This is a genomic window from Polaromonas sp. P1_G2 (assembly GCF_056405515.1).
The window spans coordinates 1-22,115 of sequence record NZ_JBFUBY010000040.1 but is presented as its reverse complement, the minus strand read 5'-3'; the positions used below and the strand labels follow the sequence as shown (position 1 = coordinate 22,115).

Sequence of the window (22,115 nt, the reverse complement as noted above, 5' to 3'; positions counted from 1 at the left end):
GAGCAACCTGCACACCTTCGAGGCGCGGCTGCAGGAGGCGCTGTTGCGCTCCAGCCGCTACCGGCACCGCAGCGCACTGCTGATGATCGATCTTTCCAACCACGGCTGGTTCGCCAAGGAGCACGGGCGGCAGATCGCCGACTACGCGCTGGTGCTGACGGGCTCCTGCCTGCGCAAGCTGGCGCGCGACATCGACATCGCGGCGCGCGTCGGCGACAGTGAATTTGCCTTGCTGATCGAGGGGCCGGTGACCGCCGCTCAGGCCGTGGCCGCGGCCACGCAACTTGCGGCGCGCGCGCTACAACCCTCCGACTTGCTGCCGGTGGGCTCGCACCTGAAACTGCATGTGGCGATTGCCATGGTGCCGGACGCGCAGTGCGGCGCGCAGCCGGATGCCGCGCTGCACCTGGCCTATATGCTCAAGTCCCTGCGAGAGATGCCGGCCAATACGCGCAAGTCCATCAAGACAGTGAACTTTTAACCCGGCCGCTCAGATCGTTCAGGCGTTCTTCAGCAGCAGGCGGATATCTGACGCCAGCGCTTCCGCGCCGCTGCCGTAGCGGTTGTACAGGCGTATGCGGCCCTTGCCGTCGAAGATGTAGCTGCCCGCGGAGTGGTCCATGGTGTAGCTGCCGGGGGTCTTGCCGTCGACCTTTTTGTAGTAAACCTTGAAGTCCTTGGCGACCTCGGGCAGCTGGGCCATGGTGGGCCGCAGCGCCAGAAAAGCCGGGTCGAAATTGCCCATATAGGCTTTGAGCAATTCGGGCGTGTCGCGCTCGGGGTCAACGGTGATGAAGATGGCCTGCAGCTTGTCGCCGTCGGTACCCAGCAGTTTTTTGACCTGGGCCAGTTCGGCCATGGAGGTCGGGCAGACGTCCGGGCACTGCGTGAAACCGAAGAACACCACCACCACCTTGCCGGGGAAATCCTTCAGCGTGCGCACCTGGCCGTTGTGGTCGGCCAGCGTGAAGCCCTGGGCGTAGTCGGCGCCTGTCAGGTCTATGCTTTTGAACTGCGGCTTGTCGGGCGCGCAGGCGGCCAGCAGGCCGGCCGTGGCGGCAAGCGCCGCGGCGCCAGCCAGGGTTTTGACGGCGCTGCGGCGCGTGGGCAAGGTGCTTGGGGTTTTCATGCGGTATCCGGTATCAGACAAGGTAGTGGTCCAGCAGCAGGGCCGCGAACAAGACCGAAAGATGGATCAGCGAAAAACGGAAAGTCTTGCGCGCCAGCGCATCGGAATAATTGCGCCACAGGCGCCAGCCGTACCAGCTGAAACCGATGCTCAGCGCCACGGCGGCCACCAGGTAGAGCCAGCCGCTCATCTTGAAGATGAAGGGCATCAGGCAGGCGGGAAACAGCACCAGCGTGTACAAAAACACCTGCAGGCGCGTGAACTCGTTGCCGTGGGTGACGGGCAGCATGGGAAGGCCGGACTTGCGGTAGTCCTCGACGCGGTAGAGCGCCAGCGCCCAAAAATGCGGCGGCGTCCACAGGAAGATGATCAGGAAAAGAATCAGCGCCTCGGGGCCGACCGAGCCCGTCATCGCGGCCCAGCCCAGCACCGGCGGCATGGCGCCCGAAGCACCGCCAATCACGATGTTCTGCGGCGTCATGGGCTTGAGGATCACGGTGTAGACCACCGCGTAACCGATGAAGGTGGCAAAGGTCAGCCACATGGTCAGCGGGTTCACCCACACATACAGGATCCAGGAGCCCAGCGCGCACAGCCCCGCTGAAAAGGACAGCGTGAGCGGGTTGCTGAGTTCACCCTTGGCCGTGGGGCGCCAGGCGGTGCGGCGCATGCGCGCGTCGATCTGCTGCTCGACCAGGCAATTGAAGGCCGCGGCGGCGCCTGCGACCAGCCAGATGCCGGCACAGGCGACCAGCGCGAGCCTGACGTCGGCCCAGCCGGGCACGCCAGGAACGGCCAGCACCATGCCGATCAGCGCGCAGAACACGATGAGCTGCACCACGCGCGGTTTGGTCAGCGCGTAGAACTGCGCGAACTTCGACGGAACATGGGGCGCGGCGGAAGCCGGAGCGGTGGACGGGGTGCTGGGGTTCATGGGGAGTCGCTAGGCATTCGATTTTGACGCATGTGCCGAAGGGGCTGCACCGCGGCCGGCAAAGACCACGCCGCTGAGCACAATGACCAGGGCCGCGGCGCCGCCGGTGTGAGACACCGCCGCGAGCAGGGGCCAGCCCAGAACCGCATTGCTGATGCCCGTGACGGCCTGCAGCAGCACGAGCCCCGCCAGCCATCGCGCGGACACGCGGAAGGCCGGGACACGGTGCAGGAAAAAGGCCAGCGCCAGGAATACGGCAAACACGAGGTAAGCCACGAGGCGGTGCACATAGTGAATAGCGGTGAGCGCCTGGAAGCTGATGTTGGCGCCGTCATGGCCCGCGCCCAGTTCGCGCCACAGCGTGAAACCCTGGCGAAAGTCCATGGCCGGCCACAGCGAGCCCTGGCAAGCCGGAAAGTCGGTGCACGCCAGCACCGCGTAATTGGTGCTGACCCAGCCGCCCAGGGCAATCTGCACCCAGAGCAAGGCGAAGGCCGCGATCACGGCCAGGCGCAGGCCGGCAGAAAGAATCGTCGTGTTGGCGCCCTGCGCCGGCGCATACCGCACAGCCTGCGCCCGCAGCAATGCCAGCAACACCAGGCCACCCAACAGGTGCAGCGTGACGATGGCCGGGAACAACTTCATGGTGACGGTCAACGCGCCAAACGCGCCCTGCAAACACACCCACACCAGCGTGACGGTRGGCCACCAGGGTGACACGGCTATGCGCTTGCGCTCCAGCCAGCTGGCCACCGTGAGCGTGAGGATCAGCACCCCGACGCCGGTGGCCAGGTAGCGGTGGATCATTTCGATCCAGGCCTTGGAATGCGTGACCGGCCCGGTCGGCATGGCGGTCTGCGCGGCCTCGATGTGCATCTGGGCGCCCACCGGGCTGACGCTGCCATAGCAGCCAGGCCAGTCGGGGCAACCCAGGCCCGAATCGGTGAGCCGGGTGAAGGCGCCGAAGATCACCAGGTCAAAGGTGAGAAACAGCGTGACCAGCGTCAGCACCCGCAGGCGCTGCGCCCACAGCGCATTCCTGTTGTGCACCCACACCCAGGCCAGCGGCCCGAGCGCGATCACCAGGCCCATGATCATCAGGCGCAGGGCGGGGCTCAGGTCGTTGAGTGCGGTGCTTGACATGGCGTGGTGAAGATAAGAGTTAGACCAGCTTTGCCGGTCTAGCGCCCTTCCTTGTCCCAGCTGCTGGAGGCTCTTAACAGCCGCTCCAGGTCACGCTTGGCCTTGGCGGCGGCGGCGGCATCCATGTCGGCCGGAAAACGCATCATCCAGTTGCCGATCGGGTCGACCAGGTAGAGGTGGTCTTCCAGGCGCTGGCCCGCGGCGGGCTCCAGCCACTTCGCGAGTTCGGCCGGGGCCACGCGCAGCACGGCGGACGAGGCCAGCGCCGGCAGCAAGGCATCGCGCACGGGCGCGTCGTCGGCCACCAGCCAGACGCGGTCCAGGCGTTCTTTTTCCTTGCCCAGCGACTCGCGCAGCTGCCGCTGGAAATACAGGTTCTGCTCGCAGCGCGCATCGCAGGCGCCGCCGGCCACGCTGATGAGCAGCCACTGGTCCTTGAGCGCCGTCAGCGTGCCGGCGCGGCCGTCGAGCGTGCGCGTGGCCAGCGGCGGCAGGGGCCGTTGCGGGTCGATCAGCTCGCCGAAGTTGCGGCGGCCTTCGGGCCGGACCACGTAGTAGGTGAAGTAGGAGGCGATCACCGGTGAGGCGCATATCAGCAGCACGGCCAGCATCTTCCAGCGGCCGGCGACGGTGCTCGGCGCGCGCGTGGCGGACTGGTCCGGCACGGGCATGGTGTGCACGGTCAGGCCCAGGGGCTGGTCCTGCGGGGCGGGCTTGGGGGAGGTGTCAGGCGTAGTGGTCACGGCAGTTGATCGCGGCTTTTTGGGCGGCGTGATGAAGTACGGGCACGAAAGGGAAGAACCAGCTGAAACCAGCCATAGAGGATGAACACCAGGGCGCAGAGGCCGAACCACTGGAAGGCATATCCGTAATGCTTGTCCACGCCGAGATTGGGCGGCGCCCATTCGCGCAACAGGCCGCCCGCGGCGCCGGTCTGCAGTAGCGAAACCTCCAGCAGCGGCAAGCCGGTTTGCGACCGGTAGGCAGGCAAGTCGAGATTTTGCCGTATACGGCCGGTCTCTATGCCCTGGAACTCATAAAGCTTGGAGGGCGGCGGGGCAATGCGGCCCTCCACCGTGACGGTGCCCGCGGGCGTCGCCACCTCGGGCAGGCGGGTGCGGTCGGCGAAATTGCGCGGCACCCAGCCGCGCTGCACCACGATGGCCTGGGACGTGCCTTCCAGCACCAGCGGCGTGAGCACCCAGAAACCGGTCTTGCCGCTCATGGGCCGGTTGTCGAGGTAGACCGTGTGCTCCGCCCGCCAGACACCTTTGAGCACGGCCGGCCGGTGGATGTCGTCTGTGATGTTTTTGGCCGTGAGCAGGGATTGCGCATCCAGCGCTGGAAGCCGGCCCTTGAACTCGATGGCGGCCTGCAGCGCCTCCTTTTGCGCGGCGCGGCGCAGCTGCCACTGGCCCAGCGAAAACGTGGTGCCGGCCACCAGCACGGCAGCCGCGGTCAGCAGCCAGAAGCGCGGGGAGTGCAAAGCTGGTGTCATGCGCCGATAATCCTGTTCATGACTTACCTCGTTGCACTGGCATTCATCGCCATCTTGGCCAGCCTGGCTTCCGCGCTTTTTTTCATGCTCAAAGGCGGCAAGGACCCCGAAGGCAGCAAACGCAAAACCAGCAACATGGCGCGCGCACTGGCGTTCCGTATCGGGTTTTCGGTGTTGCTGTTCATCTGCATTCTGATCGCCTGGAAACTCGGTTATATCCAGCCCACCGGTATCCCGGTAGGCAAATAAGCGCCACTCACACTGACAAAAAAGAACAAAGGCCGCATCAAGCGGCCTTTGGTTGAGCGGCTTTCACCGCCGTTGGTTCCGCCTTACAGCCAGTACACCAGGATGTACAGGCCCAGCCATACCACGTCCACGAAGTGCCAATACCAGGCGGCGCCTTCAAAGCCGAAATGCTTTTCAGGCGTGAAGTGGCCTTTTTGCAGGCGCAAGGTGATGAACAGCAGCATCAGCATGCCGACGAACACGTGGAAACCGTGGAAACCGGTGAGCAGGAAGAAGGTCGAACCGTACACGCCGGAAGACAGCTTCAGGTTCATCTCATGGTATGCATGGAAGTACTCATAGCCCTGCACGAACAGGAAGACCACGCCGAGTATCACCGTGGCCCACATGAAGCCGATGGTGCGGGCACGCTTGCCCTCGATCAACGCGTGGTGGGCGATGGTGATGGTGACACCGGAGCTCAGCAGCAACGCCGTGTTGACCGTCGGCAGGGAACCCATGATGCTGGCCCAGATGCCGCCGCCTATCACCAGCGGCTTCATGGCCGTGAAGGGTTCGACGATGTCTGCGGGTGACGTCGTGGCGCCGGCCACGATGGAAGGCCAGACGGCTTTGAAGTCCGGCCAGAGCAGCGCGTTCTCAAGGCTGCCCAGCGCCGGCAACGAGTGCGCGCGGGCCCACCACAGGGCGGTGAAGAAGGCGCCGAAGAACATCACTTCAGAGAAGATGAACCAGCTCATGCTCCAGCGGAAGGACATGTCGATCTTGCGGCCGTACATGCCGCTTTCGCTTTCGCCGATGGATTGGCTGAACCAGCGGAACAGCGTGACCAGCCACCACACCATGCCGACAGCCAGCGACCATTGGCCCCACTCGTGGCCGTTGATCCATTGGCTGGCACCGAGAATGACAAAAAACAGGCCGATAGACGCCATCACCGGGTGGCTCGATGGGCTGGGGACGAAATAGTGGGGGGTTGACCCGTGGGTTGCTGATGACATCGCTCGACTCCTGTTTTTCTCTCGAATTTCCAATAATTTCTTGATTCACACCGTGATGGGCTGGCGGATACCCGGCCTCAGTGCGCGACCATCCACTTGGCCAGCAGCACCAGGACGGTGACAAACACCACCACGGCGATCAGCCCGACCACAATGATGTGGAGGGGATTCAAATTCTTCACATCTTCTTCGTAGTCGCCGCGCGCGCGCAGCCCCACGAAGGACCAGGCCACGGCCTTGACCGTGCGCCAGAAGGAGGGTTTTTTGGCAGGTGCAGCGGCCATGCTCATGCGCCTGCCTGCTTTTCAGGGACCACGGCGGCGGTCGTCGCTTTGGGCGTGACCGGCGCAGCGGGCGTCTTGCCGCCGACCTCAAAGAAAGTGTAGGACAGCGTGATGGTGCTCACGTCCTTCGACAACTTCGGGTCGATGACAAAAGCCACCGGCCACTGCTTTTTTTCGCCGGGCGCCAGGGTGTACTGGCTGAAGCAGAAGCATTCCAGCTTGTTGAAATGCGCGCCGGCCTGTGCCGGGGCATAGCTGGGAATGGCCTGGGCCGACATGGTCCGGTTCTGCACGTTCTGGAACTCGTACATCACCGTGGTCAATTCGCCCGGATGTACCTGCAGCGTGTTTTTCGCGGGCTTGAAATGCCAGGGACCGCGCGAGTTCGCGTCGAACTCGACCGTGATGGTGCGGCTGAAGTCCACCTGGGTATTCGCCGGCTGGCTGGAAGTCGCCCCGGGAATCTGGCGGTCGGAGAGGGCCAGCACGTTGATGCCGGTCATCTCGCAGATCGCCTTGTAAATGGGCACCAGCGCGTAACCGAAGGCAAACATGCCGAGCACGATCACGCCCAGCTTGCCCATCATGTTGAAGTTTTCGCGCTTGAGCCGCATCACAGTGGTACCGGTTTTGGCTCAGCGGCCCAGAAAAATCATTTTGGCCATGAAACCCAGAAAAAAGACGATCGCGACCGAGGCCAGTATCAGGGCCAGCCTCAGGTTGCTCTTCTTTTGTTCAGGTGTCGCCATGGCCGTTACCGATGGGGTTCAATCAGCCGATCACGCGGGTTGCCGAGGCATCCAGCTTGGGCGGGGTTTCATAGGTATGGAAAGGCGCAGGAGATGGGACTTCCCACTCCAGGCCTTCGGCGCCCTTGCCGCCTTCGTCCACCCAGGGGTTCTGTTTGGCCGGTGCGCCCTTGCCGCGCATCGTGGGCACCACGATGAACAGGAAGAAATAGACCTGTGCGAAGCCGAAGAAGAAGGCGCCCACGCTGGCCACGGCGTTGAAGTCGGCAAACTGCATGGGGTAGTCGGCGTAGCGGCGCGGCATGCCGGCCAGGCCCAGGAAGTGCATCGGGAAGAAGGTCACGTTGAAGGAAATCAGCGACCACCAGAAGTGGATCTTGCCGCGGGTTTCGTTGTACATGACGCCGGTCCATTTGGGCGACCAGTAGTAGTAGCCGGCAAACAGCGCGTAGAGCGAGCCGGCCACCAGCACGTAGTGGAAGTGGGCCACGACGTAATACGTGTCCTGCAGCTGCGTGTCGATAGGCGCGACCGAGAGGATCACGCCGGTCAGGCCGCCGATGGTGAACACGAAGATGAAACCTACCGCGAAAAGCATGGGGGTTTCAAAGGTCATGGACCCGCGCCACATGGTGGCGATCCAGTTGAACACCTTCACGCCCGTGGGCACGGCGATCAGCATGGTGGAATACATGAAGAACAGCTGGCCCGTGACCGGCATGCCGGTGGTGAACATGTGGTGCGCCCACACGACGAAGCTCAGGATGGCGATGGAACCGGTGGCGTACACCATGGAGGCGTAGCCGAACAGGCGCTTGCGCGAGAAGGCGGGAATGATCTGGCTGATGATGCCGAAGGCCGGCAAGATCATGATGTAGACCTCGGGGTGGCCGAAGAACCAGAAGATGTGCTGGTACATCACCGGGTCGCCGCCGCCGGCTGGGTTGAAGAAGCTGGTGCCGAAGTGGCGGTCGGTCAGCGTCATGGTGATGGCGCCTGCCAGCACCGGCATCACGGCGATCAGCAGGTAGGCGGTGATCAGCCAGGTCCAGCAGAACATCGGCATCTTCATCAGCGTCATGCCGGGAGCGCGCATATTCAGGATGGTGACGATGATGTTGATCGAGCCCATGATGGACGAAGCGCCCAGGATGTGCATCGCAAAAATACCGGCGTCCATGGACGGGCCCATCTGCAGCGTGAGCGGCGCATAGAGCGTCCAGCCCGCGGCGGGGGCGCCACCGGGCATGAAGAAGGAGCCGCCCAGCATCAGGCCGGCAGGAATCATCAGCCAGAAGCTGAAGTTGTTCATGCGGGCAAACGCCATGTCTGCCGCGCCGATCTGCAGCGGGATCATCCAGTTGGCGAAGCCCACGAAGGCCGGCATGATGGCGCCGAACACCATGATCAGGCCGTGCATGGTGGTGAGCTGGTTGAACAGTTCGGGATTGACCAGTTGCAGGCCGGGCTGGAACAGCTCGGCGCGGATCATCAGGGCCAGCACGCCGCCGAACATCAACATGAAGAAACTGAACAGCAGGTACAACGTTCCGATATCTTTATGGTTGGTCGCGAAGACCCAACGGCGCCAGCCCGCTGGGGCGTGGTCGTGGTGGTCATCATGCGCGTGGTCGTGATGGTCTAGAACTGCACTCATCTTGGCTTCCTTTGGTGGCTTTGGCCTGTAGCTTTATCTTGGCGGCCGGCGCACATATGAATATGGCGCCGGCGAATTCTGGTCGTGGGGGCGGATCGGCTTACTTGCGGGCAGCCTGCACTTCGGCGGGCTGGACGATCTGGCCGGTCTGGTTGGACCAGTTATTCTTGGTGTAAGTGATCACGGCGGCGATGTCGGTGTCACTGAGCGACTTCCATGGAGGCATGGCGCCGGGACCGCCCTTGCCGTTCAGCACGATGTCGATCTGCTTGAGCTTGTCGGCGTCCAGGACCACAGGAGAGCCGTCCAGGGGCTTGACCGGACCGGCGCCCTTGCCGGTGGCCAGATGGCAGATTGCGCAATTGGCATAGACCTTTTCGCCGCGGGCCTTGAGGTCGACCAGCGTCCAGACTTTGGAAGGATCATCGGCCTTGGCGGCGGCTTCCTTGGCCTTGACGGCGACCCAGGCGCTGTAATCGGCGGCGGACACAACCTTCACGTGGATGGGCATGTAGGCGTGTTCCTTGCCGCAGAGCTCCTGGCACTGGCCGTAGTAGTCGCCCACTTGCTCGGCGCGGAACCAGGTGTCGCGCACGAAGCCGGGAATCGCATCCTGCTTGATGCCGAAGGCCGGCACCGCGAAGGCGTGGATCACGTCGCTGGCGGTGGTGATGATACGGATTTTCTTGTTGACGGGAACGACCAGCGGGTTGTCGACCTTGAGCAGGTAGTTGTCAGGCGCTTCGCCGGCCTTGGGGCCGCCGTTGTCGGACATTTCGCGGTGCGTGTTGTCGAGCGTGGAAACGAAGCCGATGCCTTCGCCTTCGCCCTTGATGTAGTCATAGCCCCATTTCCACTGGATGCCGGTGGCCTTGATGGTGAGGTCGGCGGCGGTGGTGTCCTTCTGGGCGACCAGCACCTTGGTGGCCGGCAGGGCCATGGCGATCACGATGATGAAGGGAACGACGGTCCAGGCGATTTCAACGGCGGTGGATTCGTGGAAGTTGGCTGATTTGTGGCCCACCGACTTGCGGTGCTTCAGGATGGAATAGAACATCACCCCGAACACCGCCACGAAGATCACGAGGCAGATGGCCATCATGAACCAGTGCAGCCATTGCTGCTCTTCGGCGATCTTGGTCACGGCCGGGTGCAGGTTCAGCTGGTTGACGGCCGGTCCGCCCTTCAGGTCGTTGACGGCGTAAGCGGCGGTGCTGACCCAGGCGGCCGCAGATACCAGAATTGCGCCTGCATGCTGCATGCCAAGCCGTGTCATTTTGCTCATGGTGTTGCTTACGTTCATCGTGATCACTTTTTCTGCTTCAATTACCGACCAAATTAACCGGCTGATTATAAAGTTAGCGGCGGGTCCCCCCGCCGCACCTGAACTGACGCGAGACTTTCAGCGCCTCTTCAACCGCCCCGCAACGCCATCCGGATCTCGCGGGCCAAGGCCGGCCGCAGTTCAGGCCGCACATGCCGCCCCACCTGCACCGACCGTCCCTGCCCCGACACTTCGATCAGCGAGCCGTCTCCATCCTTGGGCTCGATTCGCACCCATTCGCGGTTGAACTCCGCCCGCTCGGTGCGCCCCGCCGTTTCCAGTTCCACCACCAGCTGCCCGCCTTCGAGGACGATTTTTTCACCGTCCCCCGCATGGCGGGCATACACCACAAAAGCCGCGCCCACCGCCAGCAGCTCGGCCCAGGCAAAAGGCATCACCATGGTGGCGCCCTGGGCCCAGAAGAATGCCGCGATGCCCAGCGAAACGCCGCACAGCGACACGTAAAGCCACCCGAGCTGGGCCGGGGTGAGTGAACAGTGACGCTTGAGAAGCCACAGCACAGCATCGTGGCTGTGGGTGCCCTGCGCGGGCGGGGTGGCAAAACGAAACGCTGGCGTTGGCTGCAGCATGCGGCAACCCCCCAAAAAAACAACGGTCTGTGCCGGGCACGGGCCGCATGAGGCTCGGGAACATCCCCAAWATTCTGTTGTGAATTGTAGCCGGTTTGCCCTGCCGCTCCCCTGAAAAAGCCCCTGAACCGGCGCTCGCGGCAGGCGCCATGGGCGCCCGCGCAACGGCCCGGCCCCGAAGCAAGTTCTCAAGCGCCGGGCCGCCCGCCCTGCAGCATGCTGCGCATGTCGGCCACCGACACCGCGCTGAGCGCGCTGACCTTGACCTTGGGCGGCGCCTTCAGCGCGTGGCCGTAAATGACTTCGAAGGTCAGCGACAGGCGCCCGTCTTCGCCTTTGACGAGCTGGCGGCCCAGCGCGTCTTCAAGCCGCGCCTTCCAGGCCCGTCCGCGCAGGGCCGGAAAGCGCCCAGGGTGGAAGTTGCGGCCCAGCTCGGTGAGATCCTGCAGCAGTCGCGCCGGTGTCGCATAAGTCAATGTGATGCGCTCCATGTCCATCACCGGTTCGGCAAAACCGGTCTGCACCAGCATGTCGCCCCAGTCGTGCATGTCGGTCAACTCGTGGCCCGCGGGCGGCCAGCCCAGTTGCGCGTAGACCTCGCGCAGCTCTTTCGCGGTGTCGGGGCCCAGGCATGAAAACATCAGGAAACCGTTGACCTTGAGCGCCTGGTGCCATTGCGCCAGCAAGGCCTGCGGGTCGGCCGATTCGTGCAGCGCCATATTGGCCCACAGCATGTCGGCGCTGCCGGGCGGCGGCGCTTCGAAGCGCACCGGGGCTGCGGTCCAGCGCCGTGGCTTCCACCAGGGGGCCACGATGTGCTTTATGGCCTGCTGTTGGCGCTCCGGCCCGTTTTCCAGCACGAAGGCCGTCGCACCCGGATAGGTTTTCGCCAGTTGCGCATGGGCCTGCAGCCCGCCGCGCAGCGCGCCCCAATGCACCCAGGTTTGAGGCTGCAGCTTGATCCACTGCAGGCGGTCCATCATGCGGCGCGCCACTTCCTCATGCAGCCACGGCGAGGCCAAAGGCGCGCTGCGCTCCCAGCGGCTCACGGCAATTGGGTCCAACGTGGGCGGGCGTTCGGTGGGGGTCATGGAGGAAGGCAAAGGAAGAGAACGTGTATCGCTGAAAAGTACGCGAGTATATTGACACGGTGTTCACACGCTTGCTTGCTCCCTCCGCATTCCTGTCACGCATTCCCGGCTTTGCTTCAGGCTTTGCCTCCGGCATCGCGAGCCAGTGCGCGGTCTGCCGCAGCTGGCCCGCGCGGCAGGTATGCGGGCCTTGCGTGGCCCGTTTTGCGCCGCCGGCACTGCGCTGCATGTGCTGCGCCCTTGCCTTGCCGGCCGATCTTTCCGGAGGCCTTCGAACAGGCCCGCCGCTATGCGGCACCTGTGCCATCGAAGCGCCCCCGCTGGACCGCGCCTTCGCTGGCGTGGCCTATGCCTACCCCTGGTCCACGCTGGTCGCCGGCTACAAGTTCGGCGAGCGGCATGGCTGGGCCGCTTTTTTCGCCGGCCTGCTGCTGCAGTCGCCCGGCCTTGCCCAGGTGTTTGGCGAACTGGGGCCCGAAGACTGGCTGCTTCCGATCCCGCTGTCGGCTGAGCGCTTGCAGGCACGCGGCTTCAATCAGGCCTGGGAGCTGTGCGCCGCGCTGGCCCGGCAGACACAGACACCCGCCCGCCCCGACGCCGGGCTGCTGCTGCGCGTCAGGCACACGCGCCCGCAAAGCCAGCTCAAACGCAAGGAGCGGCTGGCCAACGTCAGGAGCGCCTTCCAGGTCGACCCGCTGCGCGCGGCGGAACTGCGGGACCGGCGCGTGCTGCTGGTGGACGACGTGATGACCAGCGGCGCCTCGCTGTACACCGCCGCGCAGGCTTTGCGCGACGCGGGCGCCGCGCATGTCACAGCGGTCGTTTTTGCCCGAACCGCACCCGCGTAGGGCCTGGCCCTAGAATCCCGGGCTCCGCTTCACCGGTCTCCCGCATGTTCAATATCGTTCTGGTCGAACCCGAAATCCCGCCCAACACCGGCAACGTGATCCGGCTGGCGGCCAACACCGGCTGCCGGCTGCACCTGGTGGAGCCGCTGGGCTTTTCGATGGACGACAAGCACATGCGCCGCGCCGGACTCGATTACCACGAGTACGCGCAGCTGCTGCGCCATGCCAGCTGGCTGGCCATGCTCGAAAGTGAGCAACCACCCGCGGACCGCCTGTTTGCCATGACCACCCGGGGTTCGGGCAGCATCTACGACGTGCGTTTCCAGCCCGGCGACTGGCTGGTGTTTGGGTCGGAAACCCGCGGCCTGGCGCCGGAGCTGCGGGACTCCTTTGCCCCTGCCCAGCGCCTCAAAGTGCCCATGCGGCCCGGCCAGCGCAGCCTGAACCTCTCCAACAGCGTGGCCGTCACGGTGTTTGAGGCCTGGCGGCAGAATGGTTTTGGCGGCGCGGCGCAAGCCTGACGACCGGCTGACGGCCTGCCAACCGTCCATCTGAGGCCGGTCCAAATGCCTTGCCAGGAACTAGGTACAAACCCTATGATTCACCCTTCGACTTTTTTAAGCGCGTGGATGCCGACACCCGGCGATTCCGGCCTTATCCCTTCCCATAGCCCCAGTTCACAAGACTGGCTGGAGTCTTCAGTGAACATGGTCATCAAGCGTATTTTTGGCAGGGCGGCGCCTGCTTTTTCCGATTCGGGGCGCCCCGTCGACCGCGTACCGCTGGAACAGGTCCGCGAAAGCCTGCTGGCCTTGCTGCACGACTGCCGCGACATGCGCTCCCAGCGGGTCATCTACCAGATCAACGTGGCCAAGACGCCGGCCGAACTGTGGCTGCTGCGCAGCGACCTGCACCAGTGCATCGCCCAGGCGCATAGCCAGGGTGAAGCGGCGGAGCGCATCAACAGCCTGATCGAAGTGTTTGAGGGCTGGCTGCCGGCCGGCCAGCTGCTGCGCATCTAGGCGCCCGGACTCCCCGCCCGCTCAGGGATAGCGCCGCACCAGCGACTCGGCCACGCACACCGGTTTGGCCGAGCCCTCACGTTCCACCGTCACCTCCCAGGTCATCTGCATGCCGTCGCCGGCAATGGCCTCGGTCGCCAGCAGCTTCATGCGCCCCCGCAGGCGGCTGCCCACCGGCACCGGCGCCGTGAAGCGCACCTTGTTGAGGCCATAGTTCACGCCCATGCGCGAGCCGGTGATGTCAAAAGACGACTCAAAAAAGCGCGGCAGCAGCGACAAGGTCAAAAAGCCGTGCGCGATCGGCCCGCCAAACGGCCCGGCGGCGGCTTTTTCGACATCGACGTGTATCCACTGGTGGTCGCCCGTGGCTTCGGCAAACAGGTTGACCTGCTGCTGGGTGATGGTGATCCAGTCGCTGACGGCGACTTCCTGGCCGGTGCAGGCGGCCAGTTCGGCCAATGTCTCAAAAATTCTCATGGCGCCACTGTAACGGCACCCATGCGCGCGCTTTGTCGGCTCAGCGACAAGCCGCCGCGCAAAAACCCGCTCTCAGCGGTCCAGCCACTGGCAGATGGCTTTCCACTGTTCCATGTCTTTTTCAACCCGGCTGGGCGCCACGTCGAACAGGGTCAGGCCGCGGGCCGCCAGGTGGATGTAGTTCTGCGTGTCGCGCAGGTAGCCCAGCACCGGTAGCCCCAGGCCTTCGACGAAGGCGCGCAGCTTGTCGGCGGCGATGGTGCGCGAATCCACGCGCATGCCGACGATGCCCACCTGCATCTTGCCGGCGTGTTTGTGTTCGGCGAGCTGGTCCAGGAAGGTGCGAGTGGCGAAGATGTCGAACACGCTGGGCTGCAGCGGCACGATGACCTTGTCGGCCAGCTTGAGGACGTCGTTGAAGCGCCAGCCGTGCAGGCCGCCGGGGGTGTCCAGCACCACGTGCGTCGTGCCCCTGGGCGGCTTGACGATCAGGTCGGCGTTCACATCCCAGGTGGCGATCTGCCGGGCGGCCGGCGGCCTGAGGCCCAGCCACAGCCGCGAAGACTGCTGCCGGTCGGCATCCCCCAGCATGACCGAATGGCCCTGGCTGGCGAAATATCCGGCAACGTTGGTGGCCAGCGTCGTTTTGCCGACGCCCCCCTTCGGATTGGCGATCACAACCACGGGCATGCGAATCTCCTCGGTTTGGAACTTGTCGTTCCTGGGAACTCTTGGTCTTGCTTTTCCGCTATGGTAACGGCATGGACAGCGTTATCACAACCACAGAAAAACCCACGGGCCAGACCGCCAACCCTGACATTTATGTCATTGCAGCCCATCCGGCCTGGCGCGAATCGCGGGTCAACCGCCCCCTGATGGAGGCCGCGCGGGCCCAGCCCCGCGTGCGGGTGCAAGACCTTTACTCGAGTTATCCGGACTACGCCATCGACGTGCCCAGGGAGCAGGCCGCCCTGGAACGCGCGCAGCTGGTGGTGCTGCTGCACCCCATCCAGTGGTATTCCATGCCCCCGCTGCAAAAGCTCTGGCTCGACGACGTCTTCAGCTACGGCTGGGCTTACGGCGAAGGCCACGGCGACGAGAACCACGGCAAGGGCCGGGCGCTGCAAGGCAAGGACTTGTGGCTGGTCGCCACCACCGGCGGCCCCGAGGACTCCTACCACCCGCAAGGCTACAACCGCTACTTTTTTGACGCTTTCCTGCCCCCGTATGAACAAAGTGCGGCGCTGTGCGGCATGCGCTTTTTGCCGCCGCTGGTGCTGCACGGCGCCCATAGCGTCGACCGGCAAACCGTCGCCAGCCACATCGCCACCTTCAGCCAGCGCCTGCAAAGCTACCCGGACTGGCCCGAACTCGAAGACCTGGAGCAGTGTGCCGCCTGCGTGGTGCCCATGAAGGACCGGCTTGTCGAGCACGAAGCCGCTGCCGTGAGGGCCCTCTGATGGAGCACGCGCCAACCTGGCTGGTCAACAGCTTTATCTATCTTGCGGCCGCGGTGATCTCGGTGCCCCTGGCCAAAAAACTCGGCCTCGGTTCCATCATCGGCTACCTGGCCGCCGGCATAGGCATAGGCCCCTGGGGCCTGGGCCTGGTCACCAATGTGCAGGACATCCTGCATTTCGCCGAATTCGGCGTGGTGCTGATGCTGTTCCTGATCGGCCTTGAACTCGAACCCAAACGCCTGTGGAACCTGCGCCGGCCCATCTTCGGCTGGGGCAGCGCGCAGGTGCTCGGCTGCGCCGCCCTGCTCACCGGCACGGCCATGGCCTTCGGCGTGGGCTGGCAGACGGCGCTGGTTGCCGGGCTGGGCCTGGCGCTGTCGTCGACCGCGATCGCGCTGCAGGCCATGGGCGAGCGCCACCTGATGCCGACCTCGAGCGGGCAGGCGGGCTTTTCCATCCTGCTGTTCCAGGACGTGGCGGCCATCCCCATCCTGGCGCTGCTGCCGCTGCTGGGCGCCATGGCCGGCGACAACGAGGCCGTCAGCCACAGCGGCCGGGCACTCGAAGCGCTGAAGATCGTCGGCGCCATCGCCGCCATCATCCTGGGCGGCCGCCTGCTGTTGCGCCCCCTGCTGCGCTGGATCGCCAACAGCGGCACGCCCGAGATCTTCACGGCTGCTTCGCTGCTGCTGGTGGTCAGCATCGCGGCGCTGATGCAGTTCGTCGGCCTGTCCATGGCGCTGGGCGCCTTCCTGGCCGGCGTGCTGCTGGCGGAAAGCGAATACCGGCGCGAGCTGGAAACCGACATCGAGCCCTTCAAGGGCCTGTTGCTGGGCCTGTTTTTCATCGCCGTGGGCATGAGCATCGATTTCGGCGTGCTGTTGCGCTCGCCCGGCCTGATGGCCGCCATCCTGGTGGGCTTTCTGGGCCTGAAGCTGGCCGTGATCTACGGCCTGGCCAAACTCATGAAACTGYCCTTCCAGGAGCGCCCGGTGTTCGCGGTGCTGCTGGCGCAGGGCGGCGAGTTCGCCTTCGTGGTGTTCCAGGCGGCCGCCGGCGCACAGGTGTTTTCCGCCGAGACCGCATCGCTGCTGATAGGCGCGGTGGCGCTGTCCATGCTGCTGAGCCCGCTGCTGCTGGTGGCCGTCGACAAATTCTGGGTGCCGCGCTACGCCAACTGCAACCTGCCCCAGATGGAGGAAATCTCCGAGCAGCAGGAAGCGCCCATCATCATCGCCGGCTTCGGCCGCTACGGCCAGATCGTCGGCCGCATGCTGCTGGCCCAGGGCATCCCGGCCACCGTGCTGGACCACGACGCCGAGATGATAGAAACCGTGCGCGCCTTCGGTTACCGCGTCTTCTACGGCGACGCCACGCGCCTGGACCTGCTACGCACCGCCGGCGCGGCCACCGCCAAGATCCTGGTGTTGTCGGTGGACGACATGGAGCAGTCGCTCAAGATCGTCGACATCGCGCGCGAGAACTTCCCGCAGATGCAGATCGTCGCCCGCGCGCGCGACGTGACGCACTGGAACGCGCTTCGCGACCGCGGCGTGATGCTGGTCGAACGCGAGGTCTTCGAGTCCAGCCTGCGCAGCGCGCGCAGCGTGCTGGAGCTACTGGGCCAGCCGCCGCACGAGGCGCGCCAGGCCGCCATGCGTTTTCGCCAGCACAACCTCGACCTGTTTGAACGCATGTACCCGCACCGCAAGGACCGCACCAAGGTCATCGCCGTGGCCACACAGGGGCGGCTGCAGCTGGAAGAACAACTGGCCCAGGAGCGCCAGCAACAGGCGCAGCGCCGGCCCGCCGGCTGGCAGGACGGCCCGGAAGCGCCGAAGGCGGAATAAACAGGCAAGCGGCAGGAAAGAGCCTCTTGAGAGATCCCCGCCTCGCGCTTGGCTCTTGAGTTAGCGCCTGAGCTGTTCGGCCTCGCGCCGCCGCTGTTCCATCGCGCGGCGCTCCACACACACCGCATGGTTGGTGAAAGCCGGCTTGGCGCATTGATCGTTCATGCAGATCTGGAAACCGATGAGCATGCGGTCTTCGCAGGCCTTGCGCGGGTCGCCGGACGACACGGACGGCGCCGGTGCGGCGGCATGCTCGGCGGCCGCGGGCACAGCTGCGGTACCACCGGTTTTGGCCTGCGCGGCTTGCTGTTTGGCAAGCCGTTCCTTCTCCAGGGCAGCCTTCCTGGCCGCGAGGGCCTGGGCCGCCGCGGCCTTGGACGCCGGTGACAGGGGTGCGGCAGCCGCCACCGGGGCCGAAGCCGGCGCCGCCGCGGGCTGGGCCTGCGCGGCCTGCACCACCGGCTCCGCAGCCTTCGCCGTCGCGGGCGGGGCACCGGCATCGACCGCAGCCGCCGGCTGGACGGACTCGGCAACCGGCACCTTCGGTTTGCTGAACTGTTTGATGCCGATGCCCAGAATGGCAAGACCCACCAGCCCCGCCACGCCCAAGGCAAGGTAGCGCGACGTCGGTACTGAAGTCTTGGCGGTGGCGGTGGCTGGCTCTGCCGGGCGGGATTTGCGCCTGGACTCCGTCTTCGACGGCCTGGCGGAGGACTCGGTGGCGGCAACCGGCGCCGCAAGCTTGTTTGCGGCGACTGCGGCCACGGCGCGCGCCGCGGCAGGCTTGGCTTCTGTTGGTGCCAGGGCGGCGTCGCTGAACACGGTTTCAGGCCACTCGGAAGCTTGTTCCTGCACTTGCGGCTGTTGTACCTGCGGCTGCGCTGGCGGCTCGGCCTGCGCCGGCATGGCCATGACCGGCGCGCCCAGGCGCGTGGCATCCGGGTCGTCCGCGGCGGGTGCGGGCGGCATGGCGGGAGATGTCACCGGCGCCTGCGCCGCGGCTTCCTCCAGCGCCTTCCAGGCCATGTCGGTCGACGTGCCCGAACTACTTGCCCCGGGGACGGACGCGTCCTGGCCCGCCGGTCGCGGAACGATCAAGGTGCCGGTGCCCAGGCGCCTGCCGATGTCGGAATCCTCACCACCGGGCACGCCCATCTTCTTCAGGCGGCGGCGCGCCAGGTCGGCATAGATGCCGGAAGGGAACCTGGTGAGAAAGCCCTGGATGTCCTCGACATCCATGGATTCCTTGATCTCTTTCCAGTAAACCAGCTCGAGTTCCTGCGTCACCACCGAGATGTTGGCGCTGGTACCGGACTGCAGGTCGACCAGCGCCTCGCCGGCCAGCAGCGTCGACGTCCAGGTCGAGTTGGTACCCGGCCCGGGCGGCAGCGCCGGCGGCAGCACCTTGGTGTCGGCCGCTTCGCGGGCTGCGGCCTGCAGCGCCGCGAGGAAGTCCTGGGCGCTCGCATAACGCTGGTCGCGCGACTTGGCCAGGGCTTTGGCTACCACCGCATCGATCGCCGCGGGCAGCTTGGGGTTGAAGCTGCTGGGCGCGGCGGGCGTGTGGCCCACGATCTGCTGGATGGTGGAGAAATCGGTGTCGCCGTCGAAGGGCCGCTTGCCCGTCAGCAGCTGGTACAGCACGATGCCGGCGGCGAACAGGTCGGCCCGCGCGTCTATGGGACGGCCCTGCACCTGCTCGGGCGACATGTATTTGAGCGTGCCCACCATGGAGCCCTGCGTGCGCGTGGCCTCGCCCGAATCCTGGATGCGCGCCACGCCGAAGTCGGTGAGCTTGACCCGCCCGCTGGTCTCTATCAGCAGGTTGGCCGGCTTGATGTCGCGGTGGACGATGCTTTGCCGGTGCGCGTAATCCAGCGCCGACAGCAGGTCGCCCATGATGCCCAGGGTCTGCTCCAAGGTGTAGAGGTCACCCCTGTCCAGGTGGTGTTTAAGGTCGTCGCCGTCGACGAACTCCATCACCAGGAAAGCGATATCGCCGTCGCGGTCGGAATCGTAGACGCTGACGATGTGCGGGTGCTGCAGGCGCGCCGCCGAGCGGGCCTCGGTGCGAAAACGCACTTCGTATTCGGCGGCCGCCTCTTCCGAGAGGTTCTCCACCTTGATGGTCTTGATCGCCACGCGCCGGTCCAGGTTCGGGTCGCGTCCCTCGTACACCAGCCCCATCGCGCCCTTGCCGAGGACGCTGATCAGATCGTATCGGCCAAGCTTCTTGAGACTCATGAGGAGATGGAATTGGGCGAAATGGGCTGGGTGGCAAAAAAGGCGGGATGGCCTGCGGGCTGCCCAGAAGCCCGGCTACGTCTTGAAACAAAAATCGATTCTAGCTTGCATCGCCGGGAGGGCAAACCTTTGAAAAACAGTAACTTTTTCCGGCCCGCCGCAGCCATCGGCGATCAGGTGCGTATCGAAAACGCCACCAGCGGCGCGTTGTCGTCCTTGCGGTCGCAGCCCGGCACGATGTGGCCGCTGCCCACCAGGTAGCACTCGGTGCGCCGCAGCACCACGGCTTCGCTCTGGTTGCCCAGGTAGACCCAGGTGCCGTAGCTGGAGGCGTGGTCTGCCATTCGACCCGATAGACGTGGCTGGCTTCAGCCCGGCCGCGCAGGTACATCGGGCCCATGCTGCGCAGGGCGGCCCTTTGCACCGGCAGCAGCGCCGTCCAGACGTTTTCGGTGGTGAGGATTTGCGCGGCGCCGGCCAGGTCGGCCAGACGGGCGGCGGAGTTCACGGTGTCACCGAAGCAGTCGCCGTCGATCTCGACCACTTCGCCCGACTCAATGCCCATCTGCATCTGCACCGGTGCGCCGCTGCCGCCGGGCTTGATGGGCTTTTCCTGCAGGCGCTTCTGGATGCTGATGCAGGCCGAGAGCGCGTCGCCTTCATTCGGGAACACCACGAACAGGCCGTCGCCCAGCAGCTTGACGACCCGGCCCTGGTGCTGCTGGAACACCTGGCTGAGCACGCCGATGAGCTGCGTCACGAAACGCGACGCGGTCTCATCGCCCAGCCGTTCAAACATGCTGGTGCTGCCCACGAGATCGGCAAAGACAACGGTGGTCATGAAGGGAAGGTCAACTGCAATGTAAGCATATTGTTCTCATGCCCGCGATTCTCACAGAAATTCGCGAAATGCATGCCGGTAAAAGTCCCTGGGGCCGGGCTAAAACCTATTGAGGCATGGGGCCGCACTGGCGTCACACTGGACGCGAGAGGCGATTCGAGCTAAGGGACTGCTCACAAAACCCAGCGAAGCGGTCCTGGCTAGGCGCGTCGCCGCAGACAGTGCTACAGCACGGCAAGGCGGCGCAACAACGCCAGGAGGGTTTTTGAGCGGTCCCTCTCTCAATGGAAGCCGTCCCAGAGCAGCTTGCAGCCGGTCAACAGCATGCCGACATAGAGCAGGCGGTAAAACAACACCGGGCTGATGCTTCGCGCCATGCGCACGCCCATCCACACACCCAGCGGCGCCAGCGGCAGCAAGGCCAGCGAGGTCGCCATGTTGCGCAGGTCCAGCAGGCCCAGCCAGGCATAAGGAATCCACTTGGACAGGTTGATGACAAAAAAGAAGGCCGCCATGGTGGCCGTGAACTTCACCGGGCTCAGGCGCATGGGGATCACGTAGGCGCTCAGCGGCGGCCCGCCGGCGTGGGAGACAAAGCTGGTGAAGCCCGAAGTCACCGTCAGGATCGCCCCCAGCCAGCGCGGCGGCGGCGGGCTGTTGGGCCGGGGCGGGAACAGCAGGCGCTGCGCCAAAAACAACAAGGTGAATATTCCCACCAGGGCCGCGACCACCTTGGCGTCCAGCACCTTGAACAGCAGCGCCCCCACCAGCGTGCCCACCAGGCCGAAGGGAACCAGGAATTTGAGGAACTTGAAATCGAAGTCGCGGCGAAAGGCCGCCAGGCCCAGCAGGTCCATCAGCAGCAGCACCGGCATCAGGATGGCGGCGGCCTGCGGCACCGTGACCGCCAGCGCCATCACCGGCACCGCCAGGGATCCGAAGCCCGCGCCGAAGCCGCTTTTGCTAACGCCCAGCATCAGCACGGCGGGAACGGCAACGGCGTAGAAGAAGGGATCGGTGATCAGCGGGAAGCTCACGGCGTGTCTTTCGGTTTACCAACGCTCAACGCCGTGGCGTGCAGGCGTGAAAGGCAAAGGAACGGGAGGCGCCATGTTATCCGGCAACGCGGCCCACCACAGGGCAGGCCGCGCGGGAGTTCACTGAAGCCGCTCAGACGCGCTCAAGAATCACCGCGATGCCCTGGCCCACGCCTATGCACATGGTGGCCAGCGCATAGCGCCCGCCGCCCTTGTGCAGCTGGTTGACGGCCGTGGTCGCCAGCCGCGCGCCCGAGGCGCCCAGCGGGTGGCCCAGCGCGATCGCGCCGCCGTTGGGGTTGACGCGTGGGTCGTCGTCCCGCACGCCCAGCATGCGCAGCACGGCCAGGCCTTGCGCGGCAAACGCTTCGTTGAGTTCGATCACGTCCATCTGCGCCATCGTGAGGCCGGTCAGCGCCAGCACTTTTTGCGTGGCCGGCGCCGGACCTATGCCCATGATGCGCGGCGCGACGCCGGCTGTCGCCATCCCAACCACTCGCGCCTTCGGCGTGAGGCCATTCTTTGCGGCGGTGGCCTCATCGGCCAGCAGCAGCGCGCAGGCGCCGTCGTTCACGCCGCTGGCATTGCCGGCGGTCACCGTGCCGTCGGGCCGCACCACGCCCTTGAGCTTGGCCAGCGCTTCGAGCGAAGTCTCGCGCGGGTGTTCGTCCTTGCTGACCACAATCG

26 protein-coding genes are annotated in these 22,115 nt (G+C 65.2%); 7 read left to right on the top strand and 19 right to left on the bottom strand.

The features are described from left to right. Positions 1–481: diguanylate cyclase domain-containing protein (locus AC1D0P_RS06520; RefSeq protein ID WP_477675970.1), on the top strand; the 481-nt coding region annotated here is incomplete at its 5' end. 18 nt (positions 482–499) lie between these two features. On the opposite strand, the gene AC1D0P_RS06515 is transcribed toward AC1D0P_RS06520, so the two are convergent. From AC1D0P_RS06515 to AC1D0P_RS06495, 5 genes are all read right to left on the bottom strand, one after another. Beyond that, complete coding sequence (locus tag AC1D0P_RS06515) at positions 500–1,129, bottom strand: SCO family protein (RefSeq protein WP_477675969.1); 630 nt, start codon at positions 1,127–1,129, stop codon at positions 500–502. A 13-nt stretch (positions 1,130–1,142) separates the two neighbouring features. Continuing rightward, positions 1,143–2,063: a heme o synthase gene (gene cyoE / locus AC1D0P_RS06510; RefSeq protein ID WP_477675968.1), complete on the bottom strand. Its 921-nt coding sequence runs from the start codon at positions 2,061–2,063 to the stop codon at positions 1,143–1,145. A gap of 9 nt (positions 2,064–2,072) precedes the next feature. Beyond that, positions 2,073–3,206: a COX15/CtaA family protein gene (locus AC1D0P_RS06505; protein WP_477675967.1), complete on the bottom strand. Its 1,134-nt coding sequence runs from the start codon at positions 3,204–3,206 to the stop codon at positions 2,073–2,075. A 38-nt stretch (positions 3,207–3,244) separates the two neighbouring features. Continuing rightward, positions 3,245–3,877, bottom strand: coding sequence for a hypothetical protein (locus AC1D0P_RS06500; protein WP_477675972.1), 633 nt, complete (start codon positions 3,875–3,877; stop codon positions 3,245–3,247). 68 nt (positions 3,878–3,945) lie between these two features. Then, on the bottom strand, positions 3,946–4,704 hold the full coding sequence (locus AC1D0P_RS06495) for an SURF1 family protein (RefSeq protein ID WP_477675966.1): 759 nt from the start codon (positions 4,702–4,704) through the stop codon (positions 3,946–3,948). Positions 4,705–4,722: 18 nt separating this feature from the next. On the opposite strand from AC1D0P_RS06495, the gene AC1D0P_RS06490 reads away from it, so the two are divergent. After that, positions 4,723–4,953 carry a twin transmembrane helix small protein gene (locus tag AC1D0P_RS06490; RefSeq protein ID WP_477675965.1) on the top strand — a complete coding sequence of 77 codons (231 nt, stop codon included), beginning with the start codon at positions 4,723–4,725 and terminating at the stop codon, positions 4,951–4,953. 83 nt (positions 4,954–5,036) lie between these two features. Here the strand turns inward: AC1D0P_RS06490 and AC1D0P_RS06485 are convergent, their stop codons facing one another. The 8 genes from AC1D0P_RS06485 to AC1D0P_RS06450 all read right to left on the bottom strand — a co-directional run bounded on the left by AC1D0P_RS06485 (position 5,037) and on the right by AC1D0P_RS06450 (position 11,649). Further along, positions 5,037–5,954 carry a cytochrome c oxidase subunit 3 gene (locus AC1D0P_RS06485; protein ID WP_477675964.1) on the bottom strand — a complete coding sequence of 306 codons (918 nt, stop codon included), beginning with the start codon at positions 5,952–5,954 and terminating at the stop codon, positions 5,037–5,039. A 77-nt stretch (positions 5,955–6,031) separates the two neighbouring features. Continuing rightward, entirely contained in the window at positions 6,032–6,244 is a 213-nt protein-coding gene (locus AC1D0P_RS06480; RefSeq protein WP_477675963.1) for a DUF2970 domain-containing protein, read from the bottom strand. Next, entirely contained in the window at positions 6,241–6,852 is a 612-nt protein-coding gene (locus tag AC1D0P_RS06475) for a cytochrome c oxidase assembly protein (protein ID WP_477675962.1), read from the bottom strand. Before AC1D0P_RS06475 ends, AC1D0P_RS06480 begins: the two co-directional genes overlap by 4 nt. A gap of 21 nt (positions 6,853–6,873) precedes the next feature. After that, on the bottom strand, positions 6,874–6,987 hold the full coding sequence (locus AC1D0P_RS06470; RefSeq protein ID WP_477675961.1) for a cytochrome oxidase small assembly protein: 114 nt from the start codon (positions 6,985–6,987) through the stop codon (positions 6,874–6,876). A 22-nt stretch (positions 6,988–7,009) separates the two neighbouring features. Next, a complete protein-coding gene (ctaD, locus tag AC1D0P_RS06465) occupies positions 7,010–8,644 on the bottom strand; it encodes a cytochrome c oxidase subunit I (protein WP_477675960.1) in 1,635 nt (544 codons plus the stop codon). 100 nt (positions 8,645–8,744) lie between these two features. Then, a complete protein-coding gene (gene coxB, locus AC1D0P_RS06460; protein ID WP_477675971.1) occupies positions 8,745–9,920 on the bottom strand; it encodes a cytochrome c oxidase subunit II in 1,176 nt (391 codons plus the stop codon). A 137-nt stretch (positions 9,921–10,057) separates the two neighbouring features. Further along, positions 10,058–10,558, bottom strand: coding sequence for a DUF2244 domain-containing protein (locus tag AC1D0P_RS06455; RefSeq protein ID WP_477653152.1), 501 nt, complete (start codon positions 10,556–10,558; stop codon positions 10,058–10,060). Between the two features lie 188 nt (positions 10,559–10,746). Next, positions 10,747–11,649 carry a methyltransferase domain-containing protein gene (locus tag AC1D0P_RS06450; protein WP_477675959.1) on the bottom strand — a complete coding sequence of 301 codons (903 nt, stop codon included), beginning with the start codon at positions 11,647–11,649 and terminating at the stop codon, positions 10,747–10,749. A gap of 71 nt (positions 11,650–11,720) precedes the next feature. Between AC1D0P_RS06450 and AC1D0P_RS06445 the strand changes: the two genes are divergently transcribed. The 3 genes from AC1D0P_RS06445 (at position 11,721) to AC1D0P_RS06435 (ending at position 13,519) form a co-directional block, all read left to right on the top strand. After that, entirely contained in the window at positions 11,721–12,497 is a 777-nt protein-coding gene (locus tag AC1D0P_RS06445) for a ComF family protein (protein ID WP_477675958.1), read from the top strand. Positions 12,498–12,541: 44 nt separating this feature from the next. Next, positions 12,542–13,018: a tRNA (uridine(34)/cytosine(34)/5-carboxymethylaminomethyluridine(34)-2'-O)-methyltransferase TrmL gene (gene trmL / locus AC1D0P_RS06440; RefSeq protein WP_477675957.1), complete on the top strand. Its 477-nt coding sequence runs from the start codon at positions 12,542–12,544 to the stop codon at positions 13,016–13,018. Positions 13,019–13,198: 180 nt separating this feature from the next. After that, positions 13,199–13,519 carry a hypothetical protein gene (locus tag AC1D0P_RS06435; protein ID WP_477653148.1) on the top strand — a complete coding sequence of 107 codons (321 nt, stop codon included), beginning with the start codon at positions 13,199–13,201 and terminating at the stop codon, positions 13,517–13,519. Positions 13,520–13,540: 21 nt separating this feature from the next. On the opposite strand, the gene AC1D0P_RS06430 is transcribed toward AC1D0P_RS06435, so the two are convergent. Together AC1D0P_RS06430 and AC1D0P_RS06425 are read right to left on the bottom strand one after the other, a co-directional pair. Beyond that, complete coding sequence (locus tag AC1D0P_RS06430) at positions 13,541–13,996, bottom strand: MaoC family dehydratase (RefSeq protein ID WP_477675956.1); 456 nt, start codon at positions 13,994–13,996, stop codon at positions 13,541–13,543. A gap of 72 nt (positions 13,997–14,068) precedes the next feature. After that, the gene (locus AC1D0P_RS06425; protein ID WP_477675955.1) at positions 14,069–14,686 is read right to left on the bottom strand and encodes a nucleotide-binding protein; all 618 of its coding nucleotides are present in this window, start codon (positions 14,684–14,686) and stop codon (positions 14,069–14,071) included. 71 nt (positions 14,687–14,757) lie between these two features. Between AC1D0P_RS06425 and kefF the strand changes: the two genes are divergently transcribed. Together kefF and kefC are read left to right on the top strand one after the other, a co-directional pair. Beyond that, positions 14,758–15,456, top strand: a complete 699-nt coding sequence (gene kefF / locus AC1D0P_RS06420; protein ID WP_477675954.1) for a glutathione-regulated potassium-efflux system oxidoreductase KefF — start codon at positions 14,758–14,760, stop codon at positions 15,454–15,456. Beyond that, entirely contained in the window at positions 15,456–17,306 is a 1,851-nt protein-coding gene (gene kefC, locus AC1D0P_RS06415; RefSeq protein WP_477675953.1) for a glutathione-regulated potassium-efflux system protein KefC, read from the top strand. The genes kefF and kefC overlap by 1 nt, the downstream gene beginning before the upstream one ends. Before the next feature lie 60 nt (positions 17,307–17,366). On the opposite strand, the gene AC1D0P_RS06410 is transcribed toward kefC, so the two are convergent. The 4 genes from AC1D0P_RS06410 to AC1D0P_RS06395 form a co-directional block, all read right to left on the bottom strand. After that, positions 17,367–19,550, bottom strand: a complete 2,184-nt coding sequence (locus AC1D0P_RS06410; RefSeq protein WP_477675952.1) for a serine/threonine-protein kinase — start codon at positions 19,548–19,550, stop codon at positions 17,367–17,369. Between the two features lie 100 nt (positions 19,551–19,650). After that, complete coding sequence (locus AC1D0P_RS06405; RefSeq protein ID WP_477675951.1) at positions 19,651–20,391, bottom strand: adenylate/guanylate cyclase domain-containing protein; 741 nt, start codon at positions 20,389–20,391, stop codon at positions 19,651–19,653. A gap of 281 nt (positions 20,392–20,672) precedes the next feature. Next, on the bottom strand, positions 20,673–21,428 hold the full coding sequence (locus tag AC1D0P_RS06400) for a sulfite exporter TauE/SafE family protein (protein WP_477675950.1): 756 nt from the start codon (positions 21,426–21,428) through the stop codon (positions 20,673–20,675). A 133-nt stretch (positions 21,429–21,561) separates the two neighbouring features. Further along, on the bottom strand, positions 21,562–22,115 hold a 554-nt coding region (locus AC1D0P_RS06395), incomplete at its 5' end, for a thiolase family protein (RefSeq protein WP_477675949.1).